21 protein-coding genes, 2 tRNA genes and 1 rRNA gene are annotated in these 26343 nt (G+C 42.1%); 14 read left to right on the top strand and 10 right to left on the bottom strand.

All coding sequences use genetic code 11. The annotated features are described in order from the left end of the window. Nucleotides 1-458 precede the first annotated feature (458 nt). The 6 genes from JMX75_RS11900 to JMX75_RS11875 all read left to right on the top strand — a co-directional run bounded on the left by JMX75_RS11900 (nucleotide 459) and on the right by JMX75_RS11875 (nucleotide 7776). Nucleotides 459-2492, top strand: coding sequence for a UvrD-helicase domain-containing protein (locus JMX75_RS11900; RefSeq protein ID WP_201532468.1), 2034 nt, complete (start codon nucleotides 459-461; stop codon nucleotides 2490-2492). 96 nt (nucleotides 2493-2588) lie between these two features. Then, nucleotides 2589-3992, top strand: coding sequence for a magnesium transporter (gene mgtE, locus JMX75_RS11895; RefSeq protein WP_201532467.1), 1404 nt, complete (start codon nucleotides 2589-2591; stop codon nucleotides 3990-3992). Nucleotides 3993-4142: 150 nt separating this feature from the next. Continuing rightward, nucleotides 4143-4607, top strand: coding sequence for a dUTP diphosphatase (gene dut, locus JMX75_RS11890; protein WP_020442863.1), 465 nt, complete (start codon nucleotides 4143-4145; stop codon nucleotides 4605-4607). A 93-nt stretch (nucleotides 4608-4700) separates the two neighbouring features. Continuing rightward, on the top strand, nucleotides 4701-6515 hold the full coding sequence (locus JMX75_RS11885; RefSeq protein ID WP_201532466.1) for a phosphomannomutase: 1815 nt from the start codon (nucleotides 4701-4703) through the stop codon (nucleotides 6513-6515). Nucleotides 6516-6615: 100 nt separating this feature from the next. Beyond that, entirely contained in the window at nucleotides 6616-7515 is a 900-nt protein-coding gene (gene argB / locus JMX75_RS11880) for an acetylglutamate kinase (protein WP_181210695.1), read from the top strand. 27 nt (nucleotides 7516-7542) lie between these two features. Next, on the top strand, nucleotides 7543-7776 hold the full coding sequence (locus JMX75_RS11875) for a hypothetical protein (RefSeq protein ID WP_201532465.1): 234 nt from the start codon (nucleotides 7543-7545) through the stop codon (nucleotides 7774-7776). A 31-nt stretch (nucleotides 7777-7807) separates the two neighbouring features. Here the strand turns inward: JMX75_RS11875 and JMX75_RS11870 are convergent, their stop codons facing one another. Next, nucleotides 7808-8179: a Spx/MgsR family RNA polymerase-binding regulatory protein gene (locus tag JMX75_RS11870; RefSeq protein ID WP_020442859.1), complete on the bottom strand. Its 372-nt coding sequence runs from the start codon at nucleotides 8177-8179 to the stop codon at nucleotides 7808-7810. Between the two features lie 226 nt (nucleotides 8180-8405). Here JMX75_RS11870 and leuS point away from each other — a divergent pair, with 226 nt between their 5' ends. From leuS to JMX75_RS11835, 7 genes are all read left to right on the top strand, one after another. Continuing rightward, nucleotides 8406-11123: a leucine--tRNA ligase gene (leuS, locus tag JMX75_RS11865; RefSeq protein ID WP_227673088.1), complete on the top strand. Its 2718-nt coding sequence runs from the start codon at nucleotides 8406-8408 to the stop codon at nucleotides 11121-11123. A 113-nt stretch (nucleotides 11124-11236) separates the two neighbouring features. Then, entirely contained in the window at nucleotides 11237-11896 is a 660-nt protein-coding gene (gene lptE, locus JMX75_RS11860) for an LPS assembly lipoprotein LptE (RefSeq protein WP_201532463.1), read from the top strand. Nucleotides 11897-11969: 73 nt separating this feature from the next. After that, on the top strand, nucleotides 11970-13046 hold the full coding sequence (gene holA / locus JMX75_RS11855) for a DNA polymerase III subunit delta (RefSeq protein ID WP_133105512.1): 1077 nt from the start codon (nucleotides 11970-11972) through the stop codon (nucleotides 13044-13046). A 235-nt stretch (nucleotides 13047-13281) separates the two neighbouring features. Beyond that, nucleotides 13282-14658 carry an efflux RND transporter periplasmic adaptor subunit gene (locus JMX75_RS11850; RefSeq protein ID WP_201532462.1) on the top strand — a complete coding sequence of 459 codons (1377 nt, stop codon included), beginning with the start codon at nucleotides 13282-13284 and terminating at the stop codon, nucleotides 14656-14658. A gap of 94 nt (nucleotides 14659-14752) precedes the next feature. Next, nucleotides 14753-16750 (top strand): MacB family efflux pump subunit, encoded by a 1998-nt coding sequence (locus tag JMX75_RS11845; RefSeq protein WP_201532461.1) that lies wholly within the window; start codon nucleotides 14753-14755, stop codon nucleotides 16748-16750. Nucleotides 16751-17088: 338 nt separating this feature from the next. Continuing rightward, nucleotides 17089-17164: transfer RNA gene (locus JMX75_RS11840), tRNA-Lys, on the top strand. Between the two features lie 219 nt (nucleotides 17165-17383). After that, nucleotides 17384-17459 (top strand) — tRNA-Lys (locus JMX75_RS11835). A 57-nt stretch (nucleotides 17460-17516) separates the two neighbouring features. Here JMX75_RS11835 and JMX75_RS11830 read toward each other — a convergent pair. Continuing rightward, the gene (locus JMX75_RS11830; RefSeq protein ID WP_201532460.1) at nucleotides 17517-18299 is read right to left on the bottom strand and encodes an MBL fold metallo-hydrolase; all 783 of its coding nucleotides are present in this window, start codon (nucleotides 18297-18299) and stop codon (nucleotides 17517-17519) included. A 280-nt stretch (nucleotides 18300-18579) separates the two neighbouring features. Next, nucleotides 18580-20667: a catalase gene (locus tag JMX75_RS11825; protein ID WP_201532459.1), complete on the bottom strand. Its 2088-nt coding sequence runs from the start codon at nucleotides 20665-20667 to the stop codon at nucleotides 18580-18582. Between the two features lie 445 nt (nucleotides 20668-21112). Between JMX75_RS11825 and JMX75_RS11820 the strand changes: the two genes are divergently transcribed. Next, on the top strand, nucleotides 21113-21910 hold the full coding sequence (locus JMX75_RS11820) for a dienelactone hydrolase family protein (protein ID WP_201532458.1): 798 nt from the start codon (nucleotides 21113-21115) through the stop codon (nucleotides 21908-21910). 90 nt (nucleotides 21911-22000) lie between these two features. On the opposite strand, the gene JMX75_RS11815 is transcribed toward JMX75_RS11820, so the two are convergent. The 7 genes from JMX75_RS11815 to rrf all read right to left on the bottom strand — a co-directional run. After that, nucleotides 22001-22654 carry a DUF938 domain-containing protein gene (locus tag JMX75_RS11815; protein ID WP_201532457.1) on the bottom strand — a complete coding sequence of 218 codons (654 nt, stop codon included), beginning with the start codon at nucleotides 22652-22654 and terminating at the stop codon, nucleotides 22001-22003. A 74-nt stretch (nucleotides 22655-22728) separates the two neighbouring features. Next, a complete protein-coding gene (locus tag JMX75_RS11810) occupies nucleotides 22729-23193 on the bottom strand; it encodes a flavodoxin family protein (RefSeq protein WP_201532456.1) in 465 nt (154 codons plus the stop codon). A gap of 68 nt (nucleotides 23194-23261) precedes the next feature. Further along, nucleotides 23262-23672, bottom strand: a complete 411-nt coding sequence (locus tag JMX75_RS11805; protein WP_201532455.1) for an OsmC family protein — start codon at nucleotides 23670-23672, stop codon at nucleotides 23262-23264. Nucleotides 23673-23728: 56 nt separating this feature from the next. Next, complete coding sequence (locus JMX75_RS11800) at nucleotides 23729-24835, bottom strand: LPO_1073/Vpar_1526 family protein (RefSeq protein WP_201532454.1); 1107 nt, start codon at nucleotides 24833-24835, stop codon at nucleotides 23729-23731. Continuing rightward, entirely contained in the window at nucleotides 24825-25031 is a 207-nt protein-coding gene (locus JMX75_RS11795; protein WP_201532453.1) for a hypothetical protein, read from the bottom strand. Before JMX75_RS11795 ends, JMX75_RS11800 begins: the two co-directional genes overlap by 11 nt. 101 nt (nucleotides 25032-25132) lie before the next feature. Next, a complete protein-coding gene (locus JMX75_RS11790; RefSeq protein ID WP_201532452.1) occupies nucleotides 25133-25963 on the bottom strand; it encodes a TIGR02391 family protein in 831 nt (276 codons plus the stop codon). A 269-nt stretch (nucleotides 25964-26232) separates the two neighbouring features. Further along, nucleotides 26233-26343: ribosomal RNA gene (gene rrf / locus JMX75_RS11785) — 5S ribosomal RNA — on the bottom strand; the annotation flags it as partial.

Below are 26343 nucleotides of genomic sequence, written 5' to 3'. Positions count from 1 at the left end.
TAATTGACTGCTAACTAAGATGAAAAATCTATATAAAACGCGCAGTTAGTCACAGCTTGTAATTATTTCACTTTCACTTCCATAATGGATAATACTTAAGTCTGACTCCTTATTTTTATTCATGGGAAATGAGCTTGTATTGGCCAAATTTTCGACGGTTTTCATTGAAACAAAATATTTCTCTATGTCATTTTTCAAGACGTACCTTATATATACCTCATAATCTTATATATTCCACGCTACTAACTCCTGCCCAAAAGCCTTGGTTTTGCTTTATAATAACTCACCTAATTTTGCTCGCAGATTGCCTAAAACTTTAAAATTATTCTGTGAGTTACTCTATTTAAAATGCCAATATGCCCTCTATTTTAACGAACGTATTTTTCGCTTGATGGCAGCTAGTGGCATTTTACGATTTACTGCTACCCTCTTTTTGCTTTTGTCTTACAGGTCACGTTATGAGTCAACTTAATCCCAAACAACAAGAAGCCATGCTCTACGTATCTGGTCCGCTACTGGTGTTAGCAGGTGCCGGCTCCGGTAAGACGTCAGTGATTACCCGCAAGATTGCTTATCTGATCGAAGAATGCAATATGCCTGCTGAGCGGATCACGGCGGTGACCTTTACCAATAAAGCGGCGCGTGAAATGAAAGCTCGAGTCAGTAAGCTACTACCGAGTGAAAAGACCCGTGGTCTAACGGTTTCAACCTTTCACCAATTTGGGCTGCAGTTTCTGCGATATGAGCTGCTTCATACGCCATTGAAAGGCAATTTCTCCATTATGGACAGCGACGATAGCAAGCGTTTGCTAATGGAGCTTATGATGCGTGATAACTTAAGCGGCGCTGAAAGTCGTGAGTTGGTTGGTAAAGCAATCAAGATGATTTCTGATTGGAAAAATGATTTGATTGAGCCGGATAAGGCGATGGAAACCTTAGACGATCCAGAAGATATGATTTTTGCGACGCTTTATGCTTTATATGAGCGCAATCTACGGGCTTATAACGCGGTTGATTTTGATGATTTAATTGTATTACCGACCAAAATACTGCGTGAAAATAGAGAGCTACGTGATAAATGGCAAAATCGTATTCGCTATTTGCTGGTCGATGAATATCAAGATACCAATACGGCGCAGTACGAGATGATCAAATATTTGGTCGGACCACAAGGGCGTTTTACCGTCGTTGGTGATGATGACCAATCTATTTATGCATGGCGCGGTGCTAAACCTGAAAATATGGGTTTACTTAAAGAGGATTTCCCAAAATTAAAAATCGTCATGCTTGAGCAAAACTATCGCTCGACTACCCGTATTTTGACCTCTGCTAATGCGGTTATTACCAACAATGAGCATTTATTTGAAAAGAAACTCTGGTCAGATAAAGGTCAAGGCGAAAAAATTCGTATTATTAACTGTCGTAATGATGACGATGAATCTGAGCGCGTCGCCAAAGAAATCGTCACTCACAAATTGCGCTTTGGCAATGAGTGGGAACAATATGCCGTTCTTTATCGCAGTAACTTTCAGGCGCGGATGCTAGAGGCGCAGTTGCGTCAACTGCAAGTGCCTTATAAATTATCGGGTGGTCAGTCGTTCTTTGCTCGTAGTGAAATTAAAGACGTTATGAGCTACTTACGTCTGATTTTAAATCCAGAAGACGACAGTGCATTTTTGCGCGTGATTAATACGCCCAAGCGCGGTATGGGACCAGCGACGCTTGAAAAGCTTGGCTTATTTTCACAAGAACATAGCATCTCGCTACTGGCTTCTTGTACGCATGCCGGTCTTGCCCACGTTTTACCGTCGAAATCTTATAGTACGTTAAAGGAGTTTGGCAACTTTATTGAGCACTATACTCGCGAGCTTGATCAACATCCTGACCCTGTGCCAATTGTCCGTCAAATGATTGATGAGACCGGTTATATTGACTTTGTCCGTAGCGACTCAAAAACGCCGCAACAAGAAAAAAACCGTATCGATAATATCGATATGCTTTACACCAGTATTCAATCGCTGATTAATCGCGCCGAAGAAGACGAAGACCGTACCATTGATACCATCATTCGCAAGCTGGTATTGCTTGATATGCTGGAGCAGCAGCAGGAAGAAGAAAACACCAATAAAGTTAATCTAATGACCTTACATGCGGCAAAAGGCTTGGAGTTTGATTTTGTTTATATCATGGGGCTTGAGGAAGAGATGCTACCACATCGCAACTCTATCCTAAGCGAGACGGTCGAAGAGGAACGGCGCTTGATGTATGTGGGCATTACTCGCGCGCGTCGCGAGCTAACTTTGACACTAGCCACTCAGCGCCGCGCTGGTGGTCAAATGCGCGTCACGTCTGAATCACGATTTCTAGATGAGTTGCCAGAGGATCATATCGATTGGCCTGCCAAAGCAAAAAAACAAAAAGCCACCAAAGACCCCGCAGCAGTTGCTGATGAATACTTGGCTAATATTCGGGCTTTATTGGGCAATCGATAATGTTTAACAATTAAAAAAGCTAACAAATATAACTCATTCATTAAGCTTAGCTCTTAGTCATTGTTATTTATATATTTTGAAAAACTTGGAACTTTTATGCCCGCTCCTACGCCAAATTCTGCACGACCATCGACACGACAGGGAGATTATAATCCGGCTGAATCTAACGCTGAGTATAAACTACTCTATTTGCAAGAGTTGGTTGCGGACAAGGCTTTTGAAGCGATTACTGAGTTTTTAGGGAAGCAGTCAGAATATGAGATTGCCAACTTACTAGAATCGTTCCCGACTCAGAGCCGACTACTGATTTGGGCACAAGTACCAGAAAACATCAAAGGTGAAGTATTAGCTGAGCTAGAGTTTGATACACGCCAGCCATTGATGGAAAATATCTCGTCAAAAGAGATATCGCTGTTTACTCAAGATCTTGATGCACAAGACATCTCAGAGATTTTAGACACCGTTACCGAAAGCGTGCGTACTTCAGTGATGGCAACTTTGGATGAAGAAATACGCATTCAGGTCAATAAACTCGATACCTATGCCGACTGGGAAGTTGGCAGCTATATGGATCCTGAGCTTATTCAAGTCCAAGAAGACATGACGCTGGCTGATGTTCAAAACTGGCTGCGAGAAGATATTGAGCTGCTTGATGATGAAAGCCAAGAGCTATTGGTTGTCGATCAAAGCCAGCAACTGCTTGGCTTATTAAGTCTGGCTGATTTGATTAAGCATGACCAAAGTACCTTAGTTGCTGATTTGATTGATAGCGCTATTACCATCAATGATCGCTTGGACATTCAAGATGCGGCGGCGATTTTTCGCTCAGAAGACATTCGTTTTGCCCCAGTGATTAACAGTCATGGCGAACTGGTTGGCCAACTAAACGGTGAGGACATCATGGAAATTATCCAAGATGATGTCGATAGCACCATGAAAAACCTTGCTGGTGTCAGTCAAGACGAAGAGCTGTTTGCGCCTATTTTGACCAGTGCAAAAAGCCGTAGTATTTGGCTTGGTATCAATTTATGTACGGCACTATTAGCCGCTGCTGTAATTGGACAGTTTGAAGCCGTATTAGCAAAAGTGGTGGCTCTAGCGATTCTTATGCCCGTAGTTGCCAGTATGGGCGGTATTGCAGGCTCGCAGACGCTTACTGTCGTCATTCGCGGTATGGCAATGGGACAAATTGGTGGCTCTAACCGCGTATGGCTATTAAATAAAGAGCTGTGGGTTGGGGCGATAAACGGTATCATATGGGCGATAATTATGGCGTTTATTGCGCAATTGTGGTTTCATAACATTAAAATCAGCGCGGTCATCGGTCTAGCGATTGCGATTAATATGACCGCTGCCAATGTCTCGGGCATTAGTATTCCACTGATGCTAAAGCGCATGAATATTGATCCGGCATTATCTGCCTCTGTTATCCTAACCACGGTAACGGATATTGTTGGCTTTATGTCGTTTTTGGGCTTGGCAAGTATACTGATTCTTTAATCAATCGCTTATTAAAATTTAGAAACTAAAAGTTAAAAATCAGCAGCTATTTATAAAAATAGTTGTTGTTAAGCAATTAAATTTAAAAATTAGGGCACGCCCTAAATTCATTCTGTTTATAAAACCATTAAATCGTTAAGTGAGTGCGTTATGCAAGCTGTACAAGTTAAAGTCTTAAACCCTAAAATCACTGAAGATAAAGCGTTTTCTTTGCCTACTCGTGCCACTGACGGCAGCGCAGGTATTGATTTGCGCGCTTGTATTGATGAGCCTTTAACGATTAAAGCGGGTGCTACCCATTTGATTGGTACTGGTTTGGCGGTTTATATACAAGATCCAAACTTTGCAGGCATGATTTTACCGCGTTCAGGTCTTGGACATAAGCATGGTATTGTTTTGGGTAACTTAGTTGGACTTATCGATGCTGATTATCAAGGTGAGCTGATGGTCAGTATTTGGAATCGTAGTCAGGAAGACTTTGTATTAAGTCCTGCAGAACGCATGGCACAATATGTGGTTGTCCCTGTTGCCCGCCCTGAATTTGAAGTCGTGACAGAATTTAGTGATACCAGTGCGCGCGGTGCTGGTGGTTTTGGACACTCCGGTCGTCAGTAGTAGCTATTCTAAAATAACGATCAGCTATACGCCTAATACTCTTAGACGATTTATTTATCATTCATATTTATCACGATAATAAGGAAGTAAAAGATGCCGTTTTTTGCTGCGCAGCACTCCTTATTTCGTGCTTATGATATTCGCGGTTCGCGCCAGCACTTTACTGATGACTTTATACAAGCCTTAGGGTACGCTTTTGCGCATCTTTATCACGTTCAACAAGACAGTGATAACAAAAAAAATATCGTCGTGATTGGCTATGATGTACGTCGTGATAGCGATGTCATTGCTTACAGACTTGCTAATACATTGAGCGAATGCGGTCTACAAGTTATCCAATTGGGACTGATTACCACGCCTATGATGGTATTTTGGGCAGAGCAATATCAGGGACATGGCATTATCGTAACTGCCAGTCATTCTGCGAGAGATGTTTTAGGTATTAAGTGGTTGGTCAATCATCAATCCCCTAGCGTTGAAGAAATTCAAATGCTTTACCAGCAAGTGACTCAGCAGCAACTAGCTCTACGTTCTTTAGATAACAGCATGCTTGAAAAAAGTGGTTTGCCTAAAGATGGTCTGCAAGAAACTGGTTTTGAAATCACTGATTTTCAAAAAGTAATCGTTAAAAAAGACAATCAAAAAGGCTATAAAGCGTCAAGCACTCCACGACATGTAGTGGATAACCCTATTAGCAATCAGCAAATGTCTTTATCGCCTGAGCAAGTAGCAGCGCATTATATCGATGCTATTGTGCAAGTGTTTAAAGCGCTCTATCCGCATGATAACCAATCATTTCTTACCAAGCTAGATTTGGTGGTTGTTATCGATTGTATGCATGGTGCGACCAGTCATATCGCTCAGCAATTATTTGAGCGATATTGCCAAAATGTCATCATGCTTAATAACGTCCCAAACGGAGATTTTCCTGCTGGCAATCCCGATCCTACCGAGCCAAATCGGCTCACACAGTTGCAGCAAAGCGTCGTTAATCATCAGGCAGATATAGGTATCGCCTTTGACGGTGATGGCGACCGACTAATGATCGTCGATAATATAGGCAAGGTAGTCACACCCGATCACTTGCTCTACTTATTAGCAAAGGTGATATTGACTGAGCGTCCAGTCGCTTGTACCCAGTTGCAATCTCCACCGCAAATTCTCTTTGATATTAAATGTTCGCATCATTTGCCGAAGCTACTGACTAAACTTGGCGCAGAACCTATCATCAGCAAAACTGGCAGTAGTCTAATGCGCCAACAGATGCAGGACTCTGCTGGGCAAATCGTATTTTCTGGAGAGTTATCGGGGCATTTTATCTTTAACGACAGTCGCTTTATTGTCTATGATGATGCCATGTATGCAGCTTTAAGACTGTTGCATTGGCTGGCAGCTGGTAACTCAAATAGTCTAAATCCTACAACAAATCTTGCTAATATCATCTATCAATTACCAAACATTGTCAGTACTGCCGATCATTATTTACCGCTGCCAGTAAGTACGTCAACCGATTGCTCAATCATTGAGCAGCTAACTCGACTATGCGTGTATTTACAACAACTCATAAAAGTAACCGCTCCACTGCCTGTTCAGGCTGAATATCAAGTACTCAGTACCTGTCAGCGGACGCTTTGTAGTTGCTCTATAAAAAGCCTCACTATCAGCATAGAGCAAGCCAAAGACTTATTGCCAATAGGTACAACTCTGAGTTGTATTGATGGCGTGCGTCTAGATTTCGCCCATGGTTTTGGCGTACTGCGTCAATCAAATACCAGTCACAATTTAACCGCGCGCTTTGCAGGAGACAGCATGGCACACCTACAAGATATTCAAGCAAAATTTGCCGCGCTATGTTTGCCTTTTGATGAAAATCTAGCTGCGCAGATTGTAGCTATTTCCCCTCAGTAGTCAGTTATCAAAACTATTTTTTATCACAAATGTAACTTTGTTATTTATGACTTTTTATAACAACAACCAATCGCTTAACACCGTATTTTAGGAGTTTATAATGACCTTGAATTTAGATGAAGCCAAAATTACTGCTGAAGTCTTGACCACCGCCCTGCCCTATATTCAACGCTTCGTCGATAAAATCATTGTGGTCAAATACGGCGGCAATGCCATGACCGATCCTGCGCTTGAAAGCTCATTTGCCCGAGATATCGTCCTACTCAAAACTGTTGGTATGCATCCTGTGGTCGTACATGGTGGCGGTCCACAAGTGGATAATTTATTAAAAGAGCTTGGGCGGCACTCAGACCGTATCGATGGGATGCGCGTTACTGACAAGGACACCATGGATATCGTCGAGATGGTACTTGGCGGCAATGTTAATAAATCGATTGTGAGCTTGATCAATAAACATGGCGGCTGCGCTATCGGCTTGACGGGTAAAGATGCCAACTTAATCTTGGCTAAAAAATTGATGATGGAAAAAATCGGCACAGATGGTGTTGCTGTACCGGTAGATTTGGGCTTTGTCGGGGACGTGGTCAGCGTCAATAAAGACGTGATTAACATGCTGATTGCTTCTGACTTTATTCCTGTTATCGCCCCTCTTGGCGTCGATGAAGAAGGCAATACTTATAATATCAATGCCGATTTGGTTGCTGGTAAAGTCGCCGAATTCTTGCAGGCAGAGAAACTCATGCTATTAACCAATATCAAAGGGGTATTGGGTCGTGATGGCGAAGTCGTCACTGGTTTGACGCCTAAGACTGTGGACAGCCTAATTGAAGATGGTACGATTTCAGGCGGCATGATTCCTAAAATTCAATGTGCGCTTGATGCCGTTCGTAGCGGCGTAAAAAGTGCTGTTATCGTCGATGGCCGCGTACCGCATGCGACGCTGTTAGAGATTTTTACCAACGAAGGTGTTGGTACATTAATCAGTCGAGATCTAGGCTAATCATTGGCAGAATAGCAGGAGTAAATCATGGCATTGTGGCTTTGGTGTCTACTTTTTATCTTAGAAAGCCTGTACTGCTGGTGGATTATTGGCTATGGTGGCGCAAAATGGATAGAAGGGTGGAAGTCATTTTTCCTCATTGAGTGGTTTGCACTAGATTGGAATGCCGAACAAATTCGCTTTTACGTCTTGCTTATATGGCTCGCAAGTGTGATTTGGTTTATTTTAGGTGTTACAAAGCCCGAGCTAAGAGGTTCTTAGCTCGGGCTTTATTGATGGTAGCAGTAGTCTTTTACGAAAAAACTTTATCAAACTCGGCTTCATCAAAGCCACATAATAATATCGGCTTATTTTTATCAGTCAGCTCACCTTCAACTATCGGACGCTTAATCATACTGGTATTTTCAATGAGTAAATCAATGGATTTATCCACATCGCTATCCGCCGCTTGCTTTTGAGCATCTTCTAGCTTACGCCATGTCGTTCCGCGTTTGTTTAATACTTTATCAATACCTAGGCTATCCACCCAGCGCTGTATCGTTTCTTTATCAATATCTTGTTTTTTATAATCATGAAAGTTATAGCTAACGCCCAACTCATCAAGCTTGGTAAAGGCTTTTTTCATGGTGCTACAAGATTTGATACCGTAAATAGTGATGGTCATAATGTCTCCTTGTCAATGAACGTTACTGTTTATTATACTCAAATAATGCTTGAAGCTGGCACATGGCAAATGTAGATATCGGCAAGCGCCGAATATAAGCTGAAAAGCCACTAGGTAATCAATGAAAGGCGACATCCTATCGTCGCAATTTTCGCCAAATTAAGCTATGCTATGGCATTATAAAATTTCACCCCATTTATCTGTAATAACCGATTCCGAGCCAACTATGACCAACGCCGTAACAGCAGAAACTGCTAATACTAACCATACTAATAATACTTCTAGCGACAAGACCCAATATCAGCCGCAACTTATCGAAGCGCAGCAGCAAGCCAAATGGGCAACAGATAAGCGTTTTGAAGTCAGCAATGAGCCAAGCGATAAGCCAAGCCGTTATATGCTGTCTATGTTTCCGTACCCAAGTGGTAAGCTGCATATGGGTCACGTGCGCAACTATACTATTTCTGATGTATTAAGCCGTTATTATCGCCTTAAAGGTTATGAAGTCATGCAGCCAATGGGCTGGGATGGTTTTGGCTTGCCAGCAGAAAACGCCGCGATTGCCAATCAGACGCCGCCTGCCAAGTGGACGTTTGAGAATATCGACAGTATGCGCGCCCAGCTAAAATTGCTTGGCTTGTCTATTGACTGGTCACGTGAATTTGCCACTTGTAGCCCTGAATATTATCAGTGGGAGCAGTGGTTGTTTTTGCAGTTATATAAAAAAGGCTTGGTCTATAAAAAGCTTGCAACCGTCAACTGGGATCCAATCGACAATACTGTATTAGCCAATGAGCAAGTCATCGATGGTAAAGGCTGGCGTAGTGGTGCAATGGTCGAGAAGCGCGATATCCCAATGTATTACTTTAACATCACCGATTATGCTGATGAGCTGCTTGATGATTTAGACCAGTTAGAAGGTCATTGGCCGTCTGAAGTGCTAACCATGCAGCGTAACTGGATTGGTCGTAGTGCCGGTATGGAAGTCCATTTCCCTTATGAGCTGGCTGGTCAAAGCAATAGCTTAGACGTCTTTACCACTCGTCCTGATACCTTGATGGGTGTCACTTATGTGGCAGTGGCCGCAGAGCACCCGCTAGCCCAATATGCCTCCGAGAATAATAAAGCGATTGCAGAGTTTTGTGCCCTTTGCAAGAAAGGCTCAGTCGCTGAGGCAGACCTTGCTAAAGCCGAAAAAATTGGTATGGATACTGGCCTAACTGTGACCCATCCATTGACTGGCGAAGAAGTGCCTGTTTGGGTTGCCAATTATGTACTTATGAGCTATGGCTCAGGTGCGGTAATGGCAGTACCTGCTCACGATGAACGCGACTATGAGTTTGCAACCAAATATAACTTACCGATTAAGCAAGTCATTGACATTCCTGCAGGGTATTTTGATAAGGTAGAAGCTGACGCCGAAGCGAATAATACTGAGAGCAATCGTGCTTATACCGAGCGCAATACTCTAGTCAATTCAGGCGAATTTGATGGCATGGACTTTGAGCAAGCGTTTGAAGCCATGCTTGCTAAGCTTGAGCCTCAGGAGCTTGCCAAGAAAAAAATTCAATACCGTCTCCGTGATTGGGGTGTTTCACGCCAGCGTTATTGGGGCTGCCCTATCCCAATGGTCAACTGCGAGCATTGCGGCACCGTGCCAGTTGAAGAACAAGATTTGCCAGTTGTCTTACCGACTGATGTCGTCCCTGACGGTCGTGGCAATCCACTAAAAAATATCCCAGAATTTGTGAATACCACTTGCCCTAAATGTGGCAATCCTGCTGAGCGCGAAACCGATACCTTTGATACCTTTGTAGAATCAAGCTGGTACTATGCGCGCTTTGCCAGCCCACACGATACAACCAATATGGTCAATAAATCTGCCGCCAATAAATGGTTGCCAGTTGACCAATATATCGGTGGTGTCGAGCATGCGGTGATGCATCTGCTTTATGCGCGCTTCTTCCACAAGCTCATGCGTGATGAAAACTTGGTATCAGGCGATGAGCCATTTGCCAATTTGATGACTCAAGGAATGGTACTTGCAGGTACTTTCTACCGCGTGAATAGCGATGGCAGTACCACTTATTACTTTACCGAAGACATCGATATTGACTTTAACGAGCGCGGTCAGCCGATTAAAGCCATCCTAAAATCAGATGGACAGCCGGTAACGATTGGCAAAATCGAAAAAATGTCAAAGTCAAAAAATAATGGTGTCGACCCGCAGCTTACCATTGATAAATATGGCGCTGATACCGTTCGTCTATATACTTTGTTTACAGCCCCTGCGGATCAAACGCTTGAATGGTCAGATGACGCGCTCAAAGGTCCTTATAACTTTGTTAAAAAAGTATGGCGCATTGCTTCTGAGCATATCCAAGCGTTAACTGATGCCAACTTAAGTCTTGAATCGCTCAATAGTGATACCTTAAATACGGATAGCTTAAGCAAAGAAGCTAAAGCCTTGCGCCGTAAGACGCATGAAACCATTGGCAAGATTGATAGTGACTTGGGTAAACGCCTAGCACTAAATACCCCTGTCTCTAGCTTGATGGAACTTGCTAATGAGCTGAGCAACTTTAAAGCTAATAGCGAGCAAGAGCTGCAAGTACAGCACGAAGCCTTGACTGATTTATTGATTATGCTATCGGTATATGCGCCACACATTGGTGAGCATTTACTTGAGCAATTAGGGCTTGATACCGTCACCTTAAATTACCCTATGGTCGATGAAAGTGCATTGGTACAAGATATGATTACCATGGTGATTCAGGTCAATGGAAAAATGCGCGGCAAAATGGATGTGGCACCTAATAGCGACCCTGAGCAGCTAAAAGCACAGGCACGCGCGATTGAAGGTGTGGCAAAGTTCCTGACCGGTGATATCAAAAAAGAGATCGTCGTACCTAATAAACTGGTTAATATCGTGGTTGCTGGCTAGAGATAATTAAACGCGGATATTTTAGGTTTTCTTATCATAATAAGAATAGCGATTATGACGGATAAGCACCATGCTATGCCGTCATATCAAACAACATGTAAGGGAAAAAGCACATGCCTAATAAGTCGAATAGACAGAAACTAGCGACCGCATTACTTGCATCTTTGCCAATGCTTGCCATCGTCGGGGCGACTGCCAGTCTTAGTGGCTGCGGCTTTCAACTACGCGGTTATGATGCGCCCATGCTGTTTGATGTGGCGAAGACCGCGGTAATTATCGAAGATAATCGCACCGCATTCCCACTAAAGCTGCCTCTCACAAAACGCCTTGAGGCATTGGGCGTTAATGTCATTACTAACATGACATTGACGGATGTCGCTAGTAACAATCAAAACGTAGGCGCTGAAACCATCGCTGCGATTACCGTCAATAACGTACGTTTTAAGCGTTATGAATTGGTCGGCGTATTAACAGAAATTCGCTTGGTGATATCAGCCGATGTTAGCTATCAAAGCATAGATAATGGTAAGCCTGTAACGCTCAGTAATCCGATTCAAGTTGAACGTAGCTATCAGTATAACGAAGCGTCAGTGAGCACCGACGATCAGCAAGGTGATCAAATTCGTGAATGGCTCTATGACAGTTTAGCAAGACGTATCACCGATCAATATGTCGCGATTGCCCTGCCAAAGGTAACACCTGCCAGCGCCACTACTTCTGCGCAAATCGGTAAAGGTACAGGCGTTACGGCGATTCTTGTACCCAAACCTTAATATGGCTCAAATGTAGCTTAGCAATTTTTTGGCTTTGCTTTTTTATTCACAACTTTGTGTGCGTCAGTATTTTATGCAAGATACTTTTATACAAGCTTATCCAAAGCTACAGCGATCCTCAGTTGCTGTAGCAGGCTTGTGGCTAGCACATGGTGACGAGCCATTATTAAGTCAATGGCTCATCGATGCGCTGCGTCCACATTGGCGCGCGCAGAATTACGCCATTAAGCGTATTGAGCTTATATCGGTTAAGAGCTGGCAAGAAGTATTGTCAGAGCTTGGCAGCCAGTCTTTATTTGATGATGCTAGTGCCTTGATTGTCACAGGCAACCATAAACCTGATAAGGCAGTCATTATAGAACTTGAACGCTTTGCACAGGACGCTCAAGCAGGTAGCCACAGTCATAGCTTATTATGGTTGACCCCAAAACAAGACAAACGCGCTCAGAGCAGCAAGTGGTTTACGCCATTTGCGCAATATGGTCACGTCATCGACTGTAATTTGTATAATGAGCAGCAGCGTCAGCAGTTATTGCAGATACAAGCGCAGCAGTTTGGCTTAAAGCTATCGCAAGAAGCGTGGCAGCTACTCATGTCACATACTGAACATCATTTGCTCAGTGCCTATCAAACCTTATGGCGCTTATCTTATTTGTTTGCCCCACAACTCATGGCAAATAATGATGCTGCCATTCAAGAAACTACAAACTCTAGCCCGCACCTATCACAGGTCGCACTAGGTATTAATGACTTACAAGCGGCATTGGTCAGCGATGCGCAGTTTAGCGTGTTTGATTTGTCCGATGCGATGCTTGCTGGCAATAGTGCCCAAGTCGCTAAAATCATATTTCAGCTCAAAGCCACGGATGAGCCAACGACACTGGTGTTATGGGCAATCAGTAAAGACATGCGGCAAATCATGCAACTGATGGATGGACAAGATCCGCAAGCCTTAGGTATTTGGCGCAGTAAACAAGGCTTATATCAGCAAGCCTGTCGTCGTCAGGCAAAAGCGCAAACAGCTGCGTGGCCTGCTCTGCTTTATCGCTGTGATCAGGCAATCAAAGGTCTTATCATCCAGCCAGCATGGGAGCTATTACTACAAGCTGCGTTAGAATTATCAGGAAAACGTTTGTTCCCTACTAAATAACCAAAGTGATGAATTCTTAGTTATTTATCAGTCAGTAACCAATAGTACCTCTAATAACGATATTATTTCTTAACCTGCTTTTTCAACGATAAACTTCCTGCACAAATCCAAATCTCCTCTGCAAAACCTGCCTCAATATTTCTTCTTAACCTTTCGCAAACTAACTCCCATTCCCTTTTGTCCATCGAGCCTCTATTATAGTTACATTTGATTTTCTTGTTATTGGATTGTCGTCATGCGCAAAATTAGCAAAAACTCTGCTATTAAATGGGGCATTATTGCCCTCGTCATTATCGCTTTAGGGGTTTTAGCCTACAAAACCTTAAAACCAAAAGAAGTAACACCCAACTATCTAACGGCGACTGCTGAGATTGGCGATATCGAAAATAACGTTATGGCATCGGGTAAAGTTAAGGCTTTAAATACCGTCGATGTTGGTGCGCAAGTATCTGGTGAAGTGACGCGACTATTCGTTGAAGTCGGTGATGAAGTGCAAAAAGGCGATTTGATTGCGCAGATTGACCAAGTAACGCAGAAGAACAGCCTGAGCAATGAGCAAGCAAGCCTTGAGCAAAGTGAAGCGGCGCTACAAAGTGCACGAGCTGAGTCGTTAAGTCGTCAAGCAGGTTTAAAAAGTGCGCAGGCAGATCTTGCCAGCCGCCAAGCTGAGTTAAGACAAGCGCAAGCAGATTTTTCACGCTTGCAAGGCTTACTCGCTATCGACGCGATATCACAGCAGGATTATGATACTCAAGGGACAAAGGTACAAACTGCGCAGGCAGCAGTCGCCAATGCGCGTGCCTCTATCGATACTGCTAAAGCCGCTATTGCCACTACTGCAGCGAATATTAACAGCCAGCAGGCAGCATTACGTAAATCTCAAACCAACGTCAGCACCGCGCAAGAAGATTTAAGCTACACCACCATTCGCGCGCCGATGTCAGGTACTGTAGTATCGGTAACGACTGAGCAAGGGACGACGGTCAATGCCAATCAAAGTGCACCGACCATTGTTACCTTAGCTGATTTATCTACCGTACGCATCAATGCTCAAATCTCTGAAGCTGACGTCATTAATGTCAAAGCAGGCTTACCTGTTTATTTTAATATCATCGGTAATCCCGACCAAAAATATGATTCGATCCTTAAAGCTATTGAACCGGCTCCTGAAAAAATCAGTGATACCAGCTCGACCGATGCCGCCATTTATTACGTTGGTTATATCGAAGTGCCCAATACCGAGCGCCGCTTTCGTATCGATATGACCGCGCAAGTTTATATTGTCATTAACCAAGCCAAAGATGCGCTACTTATCCCTTCTGCCGCACTGCAACCTGCCGGTAAAACTGGAAAATCTAAAAATTCAAAAAATGTTAGTACTAAGAATACTGTGACGAATGTTGACAGTGATTCTACGGCGACTATGGCAAATGTACGCGTTCTTAAAGCTGATGGCACAGTGGTTGAACAAGCTGTCACAGTTGGTATCAATAACCGCGTCAATGCGGAGATATTGAGCGGTCTTAAAAAAGGTGACGAGGTTATCTTAAGCGAGGAAGGACCAGATAGTGGCAGTAAAGGCGGTGGTGGCAGAGGCGGCCGACCATTTTAGTCCGAACTCTAGACTCAAACATAACAAGATTTAAAAGACATTCAAACGAGCGACAAATCAGCTTTGATATTGATTAAGATAAGCAGGATAGTAAATGAGCAGCCAAGATCTTTATGCTAACGCCGACACTGATAAGCCTTTGATGCAAGTCAAAGGCTTGATTAGAGAGTTTAAAGCGGGCGAGCAGACCATTCGTGTATTGCACGATATCAATCTAACCATCCATCAAGGCGAGATGGTGGCTATTATTGGACAATCAGGCTCAGGCAAATCAACCTTGATGAATATTTTGGGCTGCTTGGATCAAGCGACTGCCGGCGATTATCAAGTATTTGGTCAATACGTGAATCGTTTAGCTCCTGATGAACTGGCAAAACTGCGCCGTGAACACTTTGGTTTTATTTTTCAGCGTTACCATCTATTGGGTGACATCAGTGCCCGTGACAATGTCTCTGTGCCTGCCGTCTATGCAGGGATGGACGGGCAAGCGCGCAATGAACGTGCCGAAAAGCTCTTATCAGACTTGGGACTGGCGGACAAAGTCAATAATCGCCCAAGCCAGTTATCGGGTGGTCAGCAGCAGCGTGTGTCCATCGCAAGGGCATTGATGAACGGCGGTGATATTATCCTAGCGGATGAGCCGACAGGCGCGCTAGATAGCAAGTCAGGCAAAGATGTCGTACAAATTTTAAAAGACTTAAATGCGCAAGGTCATACCATTATTATGGTAACGCATGACCCCAGTCTTGCTGCTCAAGCTGAACGCGTGATTGAAATCAAAGACGGTTATATCATTGCCGATTATAAAAACGAAGACTATCAGCGTCCAGCAGCACAACCTGCGTCGATAATAGACAAACACCGTAAAAGTGCTTTTGGCAGCTTTATCGACCGCTTGCTTGAATCGTTTAAAATGTCTTTACTTGCTATGCGTGCGCACAAAATGCGTACTCTGCTGACAATGCTAGGTATCATCATTGGTATCGCCTCTGTGGTATCGGTCGTTGGACTCGGTAAAGGCTCACAAGAGCAGATTTTGTCCAATATTAGCTCACTAGGTACCAATACCATCACCGTCACCGACGGCTACCCTTACGGCGATCCTAGACGTCAGTATAATGATGATAACTTGACCCCTCAGGATGCCCAAGCGGTCGCAGATCAGCCTTATGTGCTTAGTGTCAGTCCACAGCTGAATAGCAATATGAGCGTCCGCTATCGTAACATCCAAGAAGCCGCCAGTATCAGCGGAGTAGGTAAAGATTATCTCGATGTCAGCGGTGAAACATTGGCAATGGGTCAAGGCTTTGATGAACAAAGTATCTTACGCCGCACCCAAGATATTATTATCGACAGCAATGCACATAAAACTTTCTTTCCTACTATAGCAAACCCTATTGGTGAGGTACTATTAATAGGAAGTGTTCCTGGACGCGTGATTGGAGTACTGGAGCCAAACGAAGGCGGGTTTAGTAGAAGCGTCGACACCCCTACTTTATATATGCCCTATACCACCATGATGTCACGGCTCATAGGCAGCGCCTATATCGAGAGTTTTATTGCGCTGATTGATAATAACATCTCCTCTTCTGCCGCTGAGTCTGCCATCTCAGATCTGATGACAAGCCGTCACGGTACCGATGATTTTCGCATACGTAACTCCGACTCTATCCGTCAAACCATTGAGTCTACAACGGCAGCATTGACCTTGCTGATATCCTCTATCGCCATTATCTCGCTGATTGTCGGCGGTATTGGCGTCATGAATATCATGTTGGTATCCGTGACCGAGCGCACCAATGAGATTGGCGTACGTATGGCAGTCGGTGCTCGTCAAAGCGATATCATGCAGCAGTTTTTGATTGAAGCTATTTTAGTCTGTATATTAGGTGGTTTATTAGGCATTGGTATGGCGTTTGCTATTGGCGAACTGATTAACCGTGTTGGTGGTGATAGCTTTAAAGTCATTTATTCTTCGACCTCCATTATTGCCGCCTTTGTTTGTTCGACACTTATTGGCGTGGTATTTGGATTCTTGCCTGCCCGTAATGCCGCCAAATTGGATCCTGTTGAAGCGCTCTCTAGAGATTAGTAAGATTTTAAGCAAAAATTTTCAAACATCATTTTTAAAATAACAAACTATCCGCGATAATAGGTGACTCGATAGCCAAATAAGAGTCAAAGTTAAAAAACATTCATTATTATCTAAGATTTTTAACTTTTTTGCTGATTCGGGGTTGTATTTGTCTTAATTATATATATAATGTGCTCTCACGTTTAGAGATACAAATTATCTAAATGTGAAACGAGTTTGATGCCTCTTTTGATATTGAGCAGTCGATAAATAAAGACCTTAAACTTACCGAAAATTCCCTTAAAAGAATTTTCACTTGTAGAGTCAAAAAAGCAGTGCTTTTTTTATACTCTTCAGGGCCGATAGCTCAGTTGGTAGAGCAGTTGACTTTTAATCAATTGGTCCCGCGTTCGAGTCGCGGTCGGCCCACCATCTTTAGTATTACGCTTGTTATGTATGCTACTCTATCCGGTAGTGATGTAATAAGTTTAAAGACATCCTTTTTGATGTCTAGTTTTAATAAATTTCTCTTTAAGGAAATTTATCTTGCAGTAAATGCAAACCTAGCTTGGATGCTGAGTTTTTAGAATTTACGAAAATGTAAATTCTCTTGCGCTCAGACGAAGCAGTGCTTCGTTTTATCCTCGCTCAGGGCCGATAGCTCAGTTGGTAGAGCAGTTGACTTTTAATCAATTGGTCCCGCGTTCGAGTCGCGGTCGGCCCACCATATTTAGGAAAGCCCAATCATTTAATGATTGGGCTTTTTTTTGTTTGTATTATTTGATTAAGGGGTATCTACTCTTTTACGAGCAAATTTAACTTGTGCAAGCATGAGCTTAAAACCATTTTGTAACGTTGTTTTGCGTGGTTCATTCGGTGCCCGTTCTATCAATTTTTCGAAGTCTTTATCGCTAAGCTTAACTCTTTTATCATGTGCCAGTAATAAAGTATCTGGTTGCAGGGCTTTTACCTTGTCCAATGACGTACGGTAAGCGTCAGGTAAGGTAATTAAATAAGGCGAGACAAATCTATTTTTGATGATTAATATGAGATCGGCGGTATACGCCTGCTTGCTTTGCGGATGCCATAAAGACAAGTCTCGATCGGTATGCCCTGGCGTCTCCAAGACGATCCAATCGTCAAAACTTGGCACACGGTCACCATCTTTAACAGTGATATCCGCTTTTAAAATGGGGTGATACCAGACGTTGGTCATAGACTTATTTTGGCGACTGGCGACATAATAAGTCAATCCCAAATCATTCAGATGGGCAATTCTACCCAAAACACCATGATACCAAGGCTTGTCGGACATTGCGGTAACTATCTGACAGCCAGTTTTTTGCTGCAACAGCTTAGCGCCGCCCGCATGATCGGGATGCATGTGAGTGACCATGACTGTCTTAAGTTGCTCAACTGGACGTTTTAGAGTGTCGGTGATATACGCTAAAATCTTATCGACATCACATCGACACCCTGAATCTAATAATAATAACTTGTCAGGATAAACCGCCATATACGTTGTCTGAATATATCCCTCTATCGCAACGATATCTACTAAACTCATAATATCCCTTTATCTAATATAACGCTTATATTAGCCATTTAAATATCCATATATGAAAGCAAAGGCTATATTTAACCAGCTTACTCATTGCCGTATTCTTGATGTTATTAAGCAATATGATTGGTCATTATAACGTTCAATAACGGTTTATAAGTGATATTCAGTGAACGCTTGTGACTAAAAATTATTTAGGCTGAAGACTAAAAAATTCTTATAAAAAAACCCAGCACAGTGGCTGAGTTCATTGTTGGAGATTTAAATACGAATATATTAAGCTAAATTAAGCTAAGTCACGAACCTTTGGCTCACGTTCCCATAGGCGCGATTTGGCATTTTCAATAAAGACGTCCACATCAGATAGTGGCGTGACAAAGGCATCTTTTTCAATCGGTAGTTTACTTAAGATAAACTCGTCCGTTGCCCCGCAATAAGAAATCGCTTTACAGTGCACATAAGCATCTGTGAACCAATCTAACGTAGCACTGTCTTTAGCCAACTTCTTAGCTTGGTCAGGCATGATGATACTAACCACGGCATCAAACATCACGGATGGACCCCCTGCTACGCGCTCATCAGCTTGTATGATGGTATCATCGTCCAATTTGACTTCTTTATTCGGTGCAATAATTTTGACACTGGCACCTTGCGCTTGCGCTGCCTTCTCATACTTCTCTATTTCACTATGCTTTGAGCCTTCCGCTACCAAAATACCAATCATGCGACCCTTTAAGCTCTTAGGTGACAGACCAATCGTTCTTACGGCTGGAGAGATTTCCATATCTTGAATAGGTGCGGCAGATTCAGCAGCTTCCGGCAGCTCCATACCCAACGCTTTTGCTACGCGACTTGCCAAATCTTCATCGATATTACGTAGATGACTAAGCGTACGACTACGGACATGCGCTGTATCTACTTTACCTAGCTCAAAAGCATAGGCTGAGGCAATGTGTGCTTGTTCAACTGTCGTTTGGCTGCGATAGAACATACGTGGCTGACTATAATGATCCGCGAAGCTCTCAGCGCGCACGCGACCTTTAACACCATCATCTAGCGTCTCAGCAAAAGATCCAAAGCCTTTCTTCACACTCTCACGTGGTCTGGTAGGATCAAGACTTTGTGGCTCATAAAGCACACGCGTTTTTGGCACTTGCATCTGCATATGACCATCTTGCTGATTATTAGCAAATGGACATTTTGGTGCATTGATTGGAATTTGTGCAAAATTTGGTGAGCCTAAGCGCGATAACTGAGTGTCCAAGTAGCTGAACAGACGACCTTGTAATAAGGGATCATTACTAAAATCAATACCCGGCGGTACATGCGATGGACAGAAAGCTACTTGCTCTGTTTCAGCAAAGAAATTATCAGGATAACGATTTAGTACCATTTTACCGACGATTTTGACGGGCACCATTTCTTCTGGAATCAGCTTGGTCGCATCTAAATGATCGAACGGAAAGTCATTGGCTTCTTCTTCCGTGAATAATTGCACACCAAACTCCCATTCAGGGAAATCACCGTTATTAATCGATTCAAACAAATCGCGGCGATGATAATCAGGATCGGCACCAGAGATTTTTACCGCTTCATCCCATGTCGTTGATTGCACGCCGAGCACTGGTTTCCAATGGAAACGCATAAAGGTACTTTTGCCTTCTTTATTAATTAGGCGATAACTATGAATACCAAAACCTTCAATCATGCGTAAGCTACGTGGTATCCCGCGATCACTCATCAACCAAATGACGTTGTGCATGGTTTCAGGACTTAATGAGACAAAATCCCAAAACGTATCATGAGCGGACGCCGCTTGCGGAAAACCACGATCCGGTTCAGGTTTGACTGCATGGACAAGGTCTGGAAATTTCATTGCATCTTGGATAAAGAAAATCGGCATGTCATTACCGACCAAATCCCAGTTGCCTTCTTCGGTATAAACTTTGACTGAAAAGCCACGTACATCACGCGGTGTATCTTTTGAGCCTTTACTACCTGCAACAGTTGAAAAACGCGTAAATAGTGGCGTTTGTTTTCCAATCTCAGTCAAAATTTTAGCCGTGGTATATTCTTCTAATGACTCGGTCAGCTCAAAATAACCGTGTGCGGCACTACCACGCGCATGCACAATACGCTCAGGAATACGCTCATGGTCAAAGTGATGTATTTTCTCACGTAAGACAAAATCCTCCAATAGCGTTGGACCGCGCGGTCCGGCTTTGAGTGAGTTTTGATTGTCCGAGATTGGCACACCCTGTTGGGTAGTCAATACTTTGGTGTCATCACCTGCACGTTGATGGGTTTCACCACCATTGCCACGTTCCATATTCATGTCTTTAGCGGGGTCAGTATGATCAATATTCTTATTCATAAAATATCCTAGCTAGCTGATGAGTAAAAATGGACTATAACTAGACCATTTAATAAGCACTAACACAGTTTTTATATCCGTAGCGATAGTGGCTACTTCAAATGTCCGTTTATTTTCTGTGTTGTAGCACGGTTAAAGATAAAAACTGATTCAAGCACTCTTGAGATAGCAATGCTGAGCTCAACAATTATCTTACTCAAAAATTTTGCTCAGGTATGTCAACTATATGGTTAAGCGTGTTGATATTTGGTTAAGAAAATCAGGCATTAGTTAAATTTATAAACGATAGAAACACTTATTATTTTTAACAATATAGCGTTGTTATGTTGTTATTCTTTACGCTATCCTGTAAAAGGTGTCTGCTCATTAGGGTTAAAAGGGTGGATCGGTTTTGAAATAGGCTATTTTTCACTGACATTTTTTAACTAACATAATGAGGCTACCCATGACATTCACATCCACTTCTATTAAATCATCTAAGCGCTACGGCGAAAAACTATTGTACAGCGCCTCTGTAGGCTTAACAGCACTACTACTTAGCCAAACAGCGGCAGCGATTACCACTAAAAATGTCACTTATACGGTAGATAATCAACCCTATGAGGGCTATTACGCCAAAGCCGATAAACCCAATGCGCCATTTATATTACTGATTCATGATTGGGATGGGCTCACCGATTATGAGCGCAAGCGCGCTGATATGTTGGCAAGTGAGGGCTATAACGTACTGGCTGCTGATATGTTCGGGAAAGGTATCCGCCCGACAACTATTGAAGATAATAAACGCCTAACCGGTGCACTATATGACGATCGCAGCAAAATGCGCCGCTTACTTCAAGGCGCATTGAACGCTGGTCAAGCGCAAGGCAATGATGCACGCACAGGTGTAACGATGGGCTATTGTTTTGGCGGTACGGTTGCTTTAGAGTTAGCACGCTCAGGATTCCCACAAAAAGCGTTTGTCCCTTTCCATGGTGCCTTTGACACCCCAATAGGTCAAAGTTATGATAAGACGACTGGCGAGATATTGGTATTTCATGGCTCTGCGGATGAATCCGTTTCCCTTGAAAGCTTTGCCACTTTGGGTAAGACGTTAGAAGCGGCAAAAGTGCCACATGAGATGCTAACCTATAGTGGTGCGCCACATGCATTTAGTGTGTTCGGAAGCGATAGATATGATGCCCGTGCTGATGAGCGTTCTTGGAAACGTTATTTAGATTTTTTAGCAGAAGCCTATAAGTAATTTGACTGTATGTAAACAACATAAGTAGCTCTAAATAAAAAGACCTCTCAATCAATCGTAATTAAGAGGTCTTTTTATGCCAAAGCTTCATTATCTAATTTTTTGAAATACCAATAGCTGGTTATTGGCTGGCATCGCATATTTATCAGATAGGTTTAGATGATGTGTTTTTGCCAAAGCTATTATGTCTTCTAAATGACGAATGCCGCTCTTTGCGTCGCGTTGCCTGAGACTACTATCAAACTGCTGATTACCCGCGCTGGTATAATGTCCGTTTTCATTAAATGGTCCATATACGATTAACTTTCCATTTATAGGTAAAGCCTCACCTACTAACTTAAATAATTGCTCAACCAGCAACCATGAGATGATATGCAGAGTGTTAGCAGTAAATACCGCATCATAGGGCTGATTGCTAGCAAGACTCATCGGTAATGAATCCACTGCCAAATCAAAAGCCAGTGGTGCATATAAATTGGGCGCAGGATAAGCAGCATGCCAAGCATTAATAGTCGCATGATGGGCTAACACATCACTGGTCTGCCATGTTAAATGGGTCAATCTTGGCGCAAAATAAACGCTATGCTGACCCGTCCCTGATCCTACTTCTAATACATGGGTAGAGTCTTTCAACTCTTGCTGTAAAACATCCAAAATTGGCTGTTTATTATTTTCACATGCTTGAGAAAATGGTATTCCGGTAGGAGCAATAGATTGGCTATTATCTAAATCATTATTAAACACTGCTAATATCCTTATATGCCTTCGTTATCACAGCTTTGATAGGAATAATGACTACAAGCAAAGCATTAAAAAAACTAATAAATACCCGCTTCTACCCCAGCTGCTAGTGTCATAGCAAGCTCTTCGACTTGCTCAGTAAATGCCTCTTGCCAATCACCTTGTAAAATCAGAGCTTCTTGAATCCATTCCCAACGCAGTCCAGTGGTAATCGTCTTCATAGCAAGTTTAGTGCCCGTACCATCATGCCCTGCTCGAATATATAACGCGAACGGCATGCCCTGCTTCTTCTCTAACACCGGATAGTAACAGCGATCAAAGAAGTCCTTGGTCATTCCAGCCATATAAGCCAAGTTCTCAGTAGTACCTAGGAGTAGCGCATCAGCAGCCAACACATCTGCAGGCTGGGTATCTTGTGGCGACTTCAATATGACATTGATATCTATATCGGGATGATTGGCACCATCATAAGCCGCTTGTGCTAATTTTTTGGTATTAGGCGATGGTGCATGAGCAACGATAAGCAAGGTTTTGGTAGCCATATTAATCACCATTATAGAGGTTACTAGTTTTTGGAATTAGTAGTTCTTGGAATCAGTAGTTCTTGGAATCAATAGCTCTTAGAATTAATAGTCACTTTTTGAATGATATCAGGATGAATACTTTTCGCAACTGGGCAAGTAAGCGCAGTGTTATAGAATATTTTTTGCGTTTTATCATCTAGATTTTGATTAAAAGTAATGGCAACATGTACTTCGCTGACACGTCTGGGGTCAGCTGCCATTACTTTCGTTACTTCAGCGGTAGTACCTGCGATATCAATCTCCATATCACGAGCTTTGATACCAATAATGGTCAACATACAACTGGCTAAGCTGGTTGCCAATAAATCAGTCGGTGAAAAGGCTTCACCCTTACCCTGATTATCTATTGGTGCATCGGTAATGATTTGATTATTCGACTGTAGGTGGATGGCGGTAGTGCGTAGGTCGCCTTGGTAGGTGACTTTTGAGGTTGTCATATCGTGCCCTTTATAAACTATAAAACAGTATGAATATTACTGTTCAAAAATATATTTTAATCAAGCGATGGAAGGTTTTTATCGCATCTTTGTGCATTGGAATGAGCCAATACTCTTCCTACAGAAGTAACTTCAGCACCTATATTTATACTATTCCACCACTTCTTAAGAGTATTTAAACTAGCTCTGTCATCCCAGTGTTCTATAAATAATCGAATATTTTCATTCTTAATATTTATATCTTGCGAATAAAGATCATATATCATGTTGACTGCTTTTTTCTGACTATTTGATAAAGCTACAGACTTAGGAACAAGAAACCCTTGCTGAAAAAGCTGTTTTGTTAAGACAAGAGATTCAATCTGCTGTCTATTTGAAATAGGTACTCTTACAAATTCAGAGTTCAAAGCATGCTCAGTTATAATGCTTTTAGGTAACTCATTTGCTTCAATAATACTCATTGCTCTATCAAAATTTTCAGAATTTTTCTTTATTCCTACATCTACATATCCATATAATTGTTCAGGGTAATACTCCTCTATTTTCCTTAGGGTACCAATTGAACTCAAACGCACAGCGTCTAATATATCTAAGTGATCTAGCCAATCTCTACCCAAAGGCAAACTTCCATATAAAATTTTCTCGAATAATTCATTTAAAACGTCTAATCCTTGAAATATATCTCCTGTTACTGGAAAAAAACTATTTATTGTATGGAACACCGTTAATCCAAGTAAGGCATCATCGTCTATTTCATCTACGATTTTTACAGCACGATTGATTCCTGCACGTGCTACTCTATTTTCTCTTTTTTGGAATCTATGTACTAACAATTCGGAAAGAAGTTCATAGTCAACGGGTCTTTCAGTAGCAGCCGCGGTTTTTTGAGCCTCAACAAGTAATAATTGAAAGCTTGGATCTGCAAATGCTTCTAAAGCACCTTCTAAACTTTCCATCTTAGGCATTAGTCTACTCTCAAACTCATCAATTCTAATTTGAGCGATTTTCATTGCCTCTTCAGAGTAGTTCTCTTTCAACCGTAAATTCATTTCTTGAAAAACCTCACGAGCACGTTTTTCATCTATACCCATCACAAGTGTCATATTTTCAGCTTGGAAGTTACTAGAATTATTACCTGCTTTTTGGCTTTGCTTATCCATCATTTTTCTTATCTCCTATATTTATGTTTCCTCCAACCTGTATATTATTTGAGTTATCGCCACTTTTTTGTACTTGCTTATTTTTTTTACTCGAGACGAATAGTCCTAAAACTGCAACAAACAACCCAATTAAACCCAAAGGTAGAGCAATCGCTACTCCGCTAAAAAGCCACTCTTTATTTTCTGCAATCCAATTCATAGGTAGACTCTCTAATAATTCCATACAATATTTTACTAGGTGGCAGAGCTATTAAGCGATAAGAACTCTACTCAAATACAGTATATTACGACTTCATTCTTTTAATCTTGCCTAACTACTGATTCACTTTCTAAAATGAATAACTGATTTATTAGCATGAATTCTCGAATATCATCGCTCAAATTATGGCGAGGTTCTTGATGTGCTCGATTGTTACGATAAGCCATGAATACACTAGCAAACAAAGAAGCTCTCCCTTTAGATTCACCTGAATCTAAGTTCTCCCAGTACAAAACTGAATCATCACCTTGAAAGGCTTTTGCAAACAGCTTCGTGCTACTTTCGTGTTCTAAGCCAGTTCGCTCTCTGACTATAGTTTCAATCTTTCGGTATGCACTCATGATCGCATTGTCTGGACTTGTATTAAAATTCAACGCCAGTTCAATAAGGCGTGTATCCAGCAAAGCCATAGGAATAGTGAGAGGAAACTCACTAAAAACATTGTGCTCGCATTCCTTGTAAAGGTAAGCAGAATCATACCACCTAGCAGGACGAACTCGTTCAATATTATCGATATATTCTAAATCTTTCACTGTTAGACTTGAGCTAGATATACGTTCAAAAATTGATTTAGGAATGATATATTCGTTTATATTATCTGTATACTGCCTCAACAAATTTAAGACACATGCATATCCTTTTGGTCCCTCTCCGTTATAACCAGAGGCAAAACCACCTTTAATTATTATTTGAATATCATATTCAATGGTTAACAACAATGCATGAGCTTTTGAATACGTATCTTCAAAGGTAAGTATTTTTACGTCTTGTATATTTTCACCAGAATATATGAGCTGTATTACTGCCTTTTTACATGTTTGCGTAATACTGCTTTCGCCTAAATATTGAATACCTGCAAATTTAGCTTTCACTTGTTTTCCTTCCTTACCTTAATTGCCTGACGCAGTGCAAACTTCCATGACGGATAGTAATACATTTCCTATCAGATATAATCGTTAAATATCCTGTAAATCTAACACTGTTAGTACCAATCAACAATATAGATATAATGCACAAAACCACTTTAATAGATATTTCCATTCAGGTAGAGAAAATAATAATAAAAATAAACGACGACATAAAACGTCACACGAAAGAAAACCCCCAACGAATTAACGTTGGGGGTTATCTAGGAATAGAGAGCTGACGATGACCTACTCTCACATGGGCGAACCACACTACCATTGGCGCGACGATGTTTCACTTCTGAGTTCGGGAAGGGATCAGGTGGTTCCATCGTGCTATTGTCGTC

The sequence above is a fragment of the Psychrobacter sp. LFX-11D genome (assembly GCF_904846475.1).
Classification (GTDB): Bacteria; Pseudomonadota; Gammaproteobacteria; order Pseudomonadales; family Moraxellaceae; genus Psychrobacter; species Psychrobacter cryohalolentis.
The sequence above is the reverse complement of the archived record's forward strand: the minus strand, read 5'-3'. Positions and strand labels throughout refer to the sequence as shown.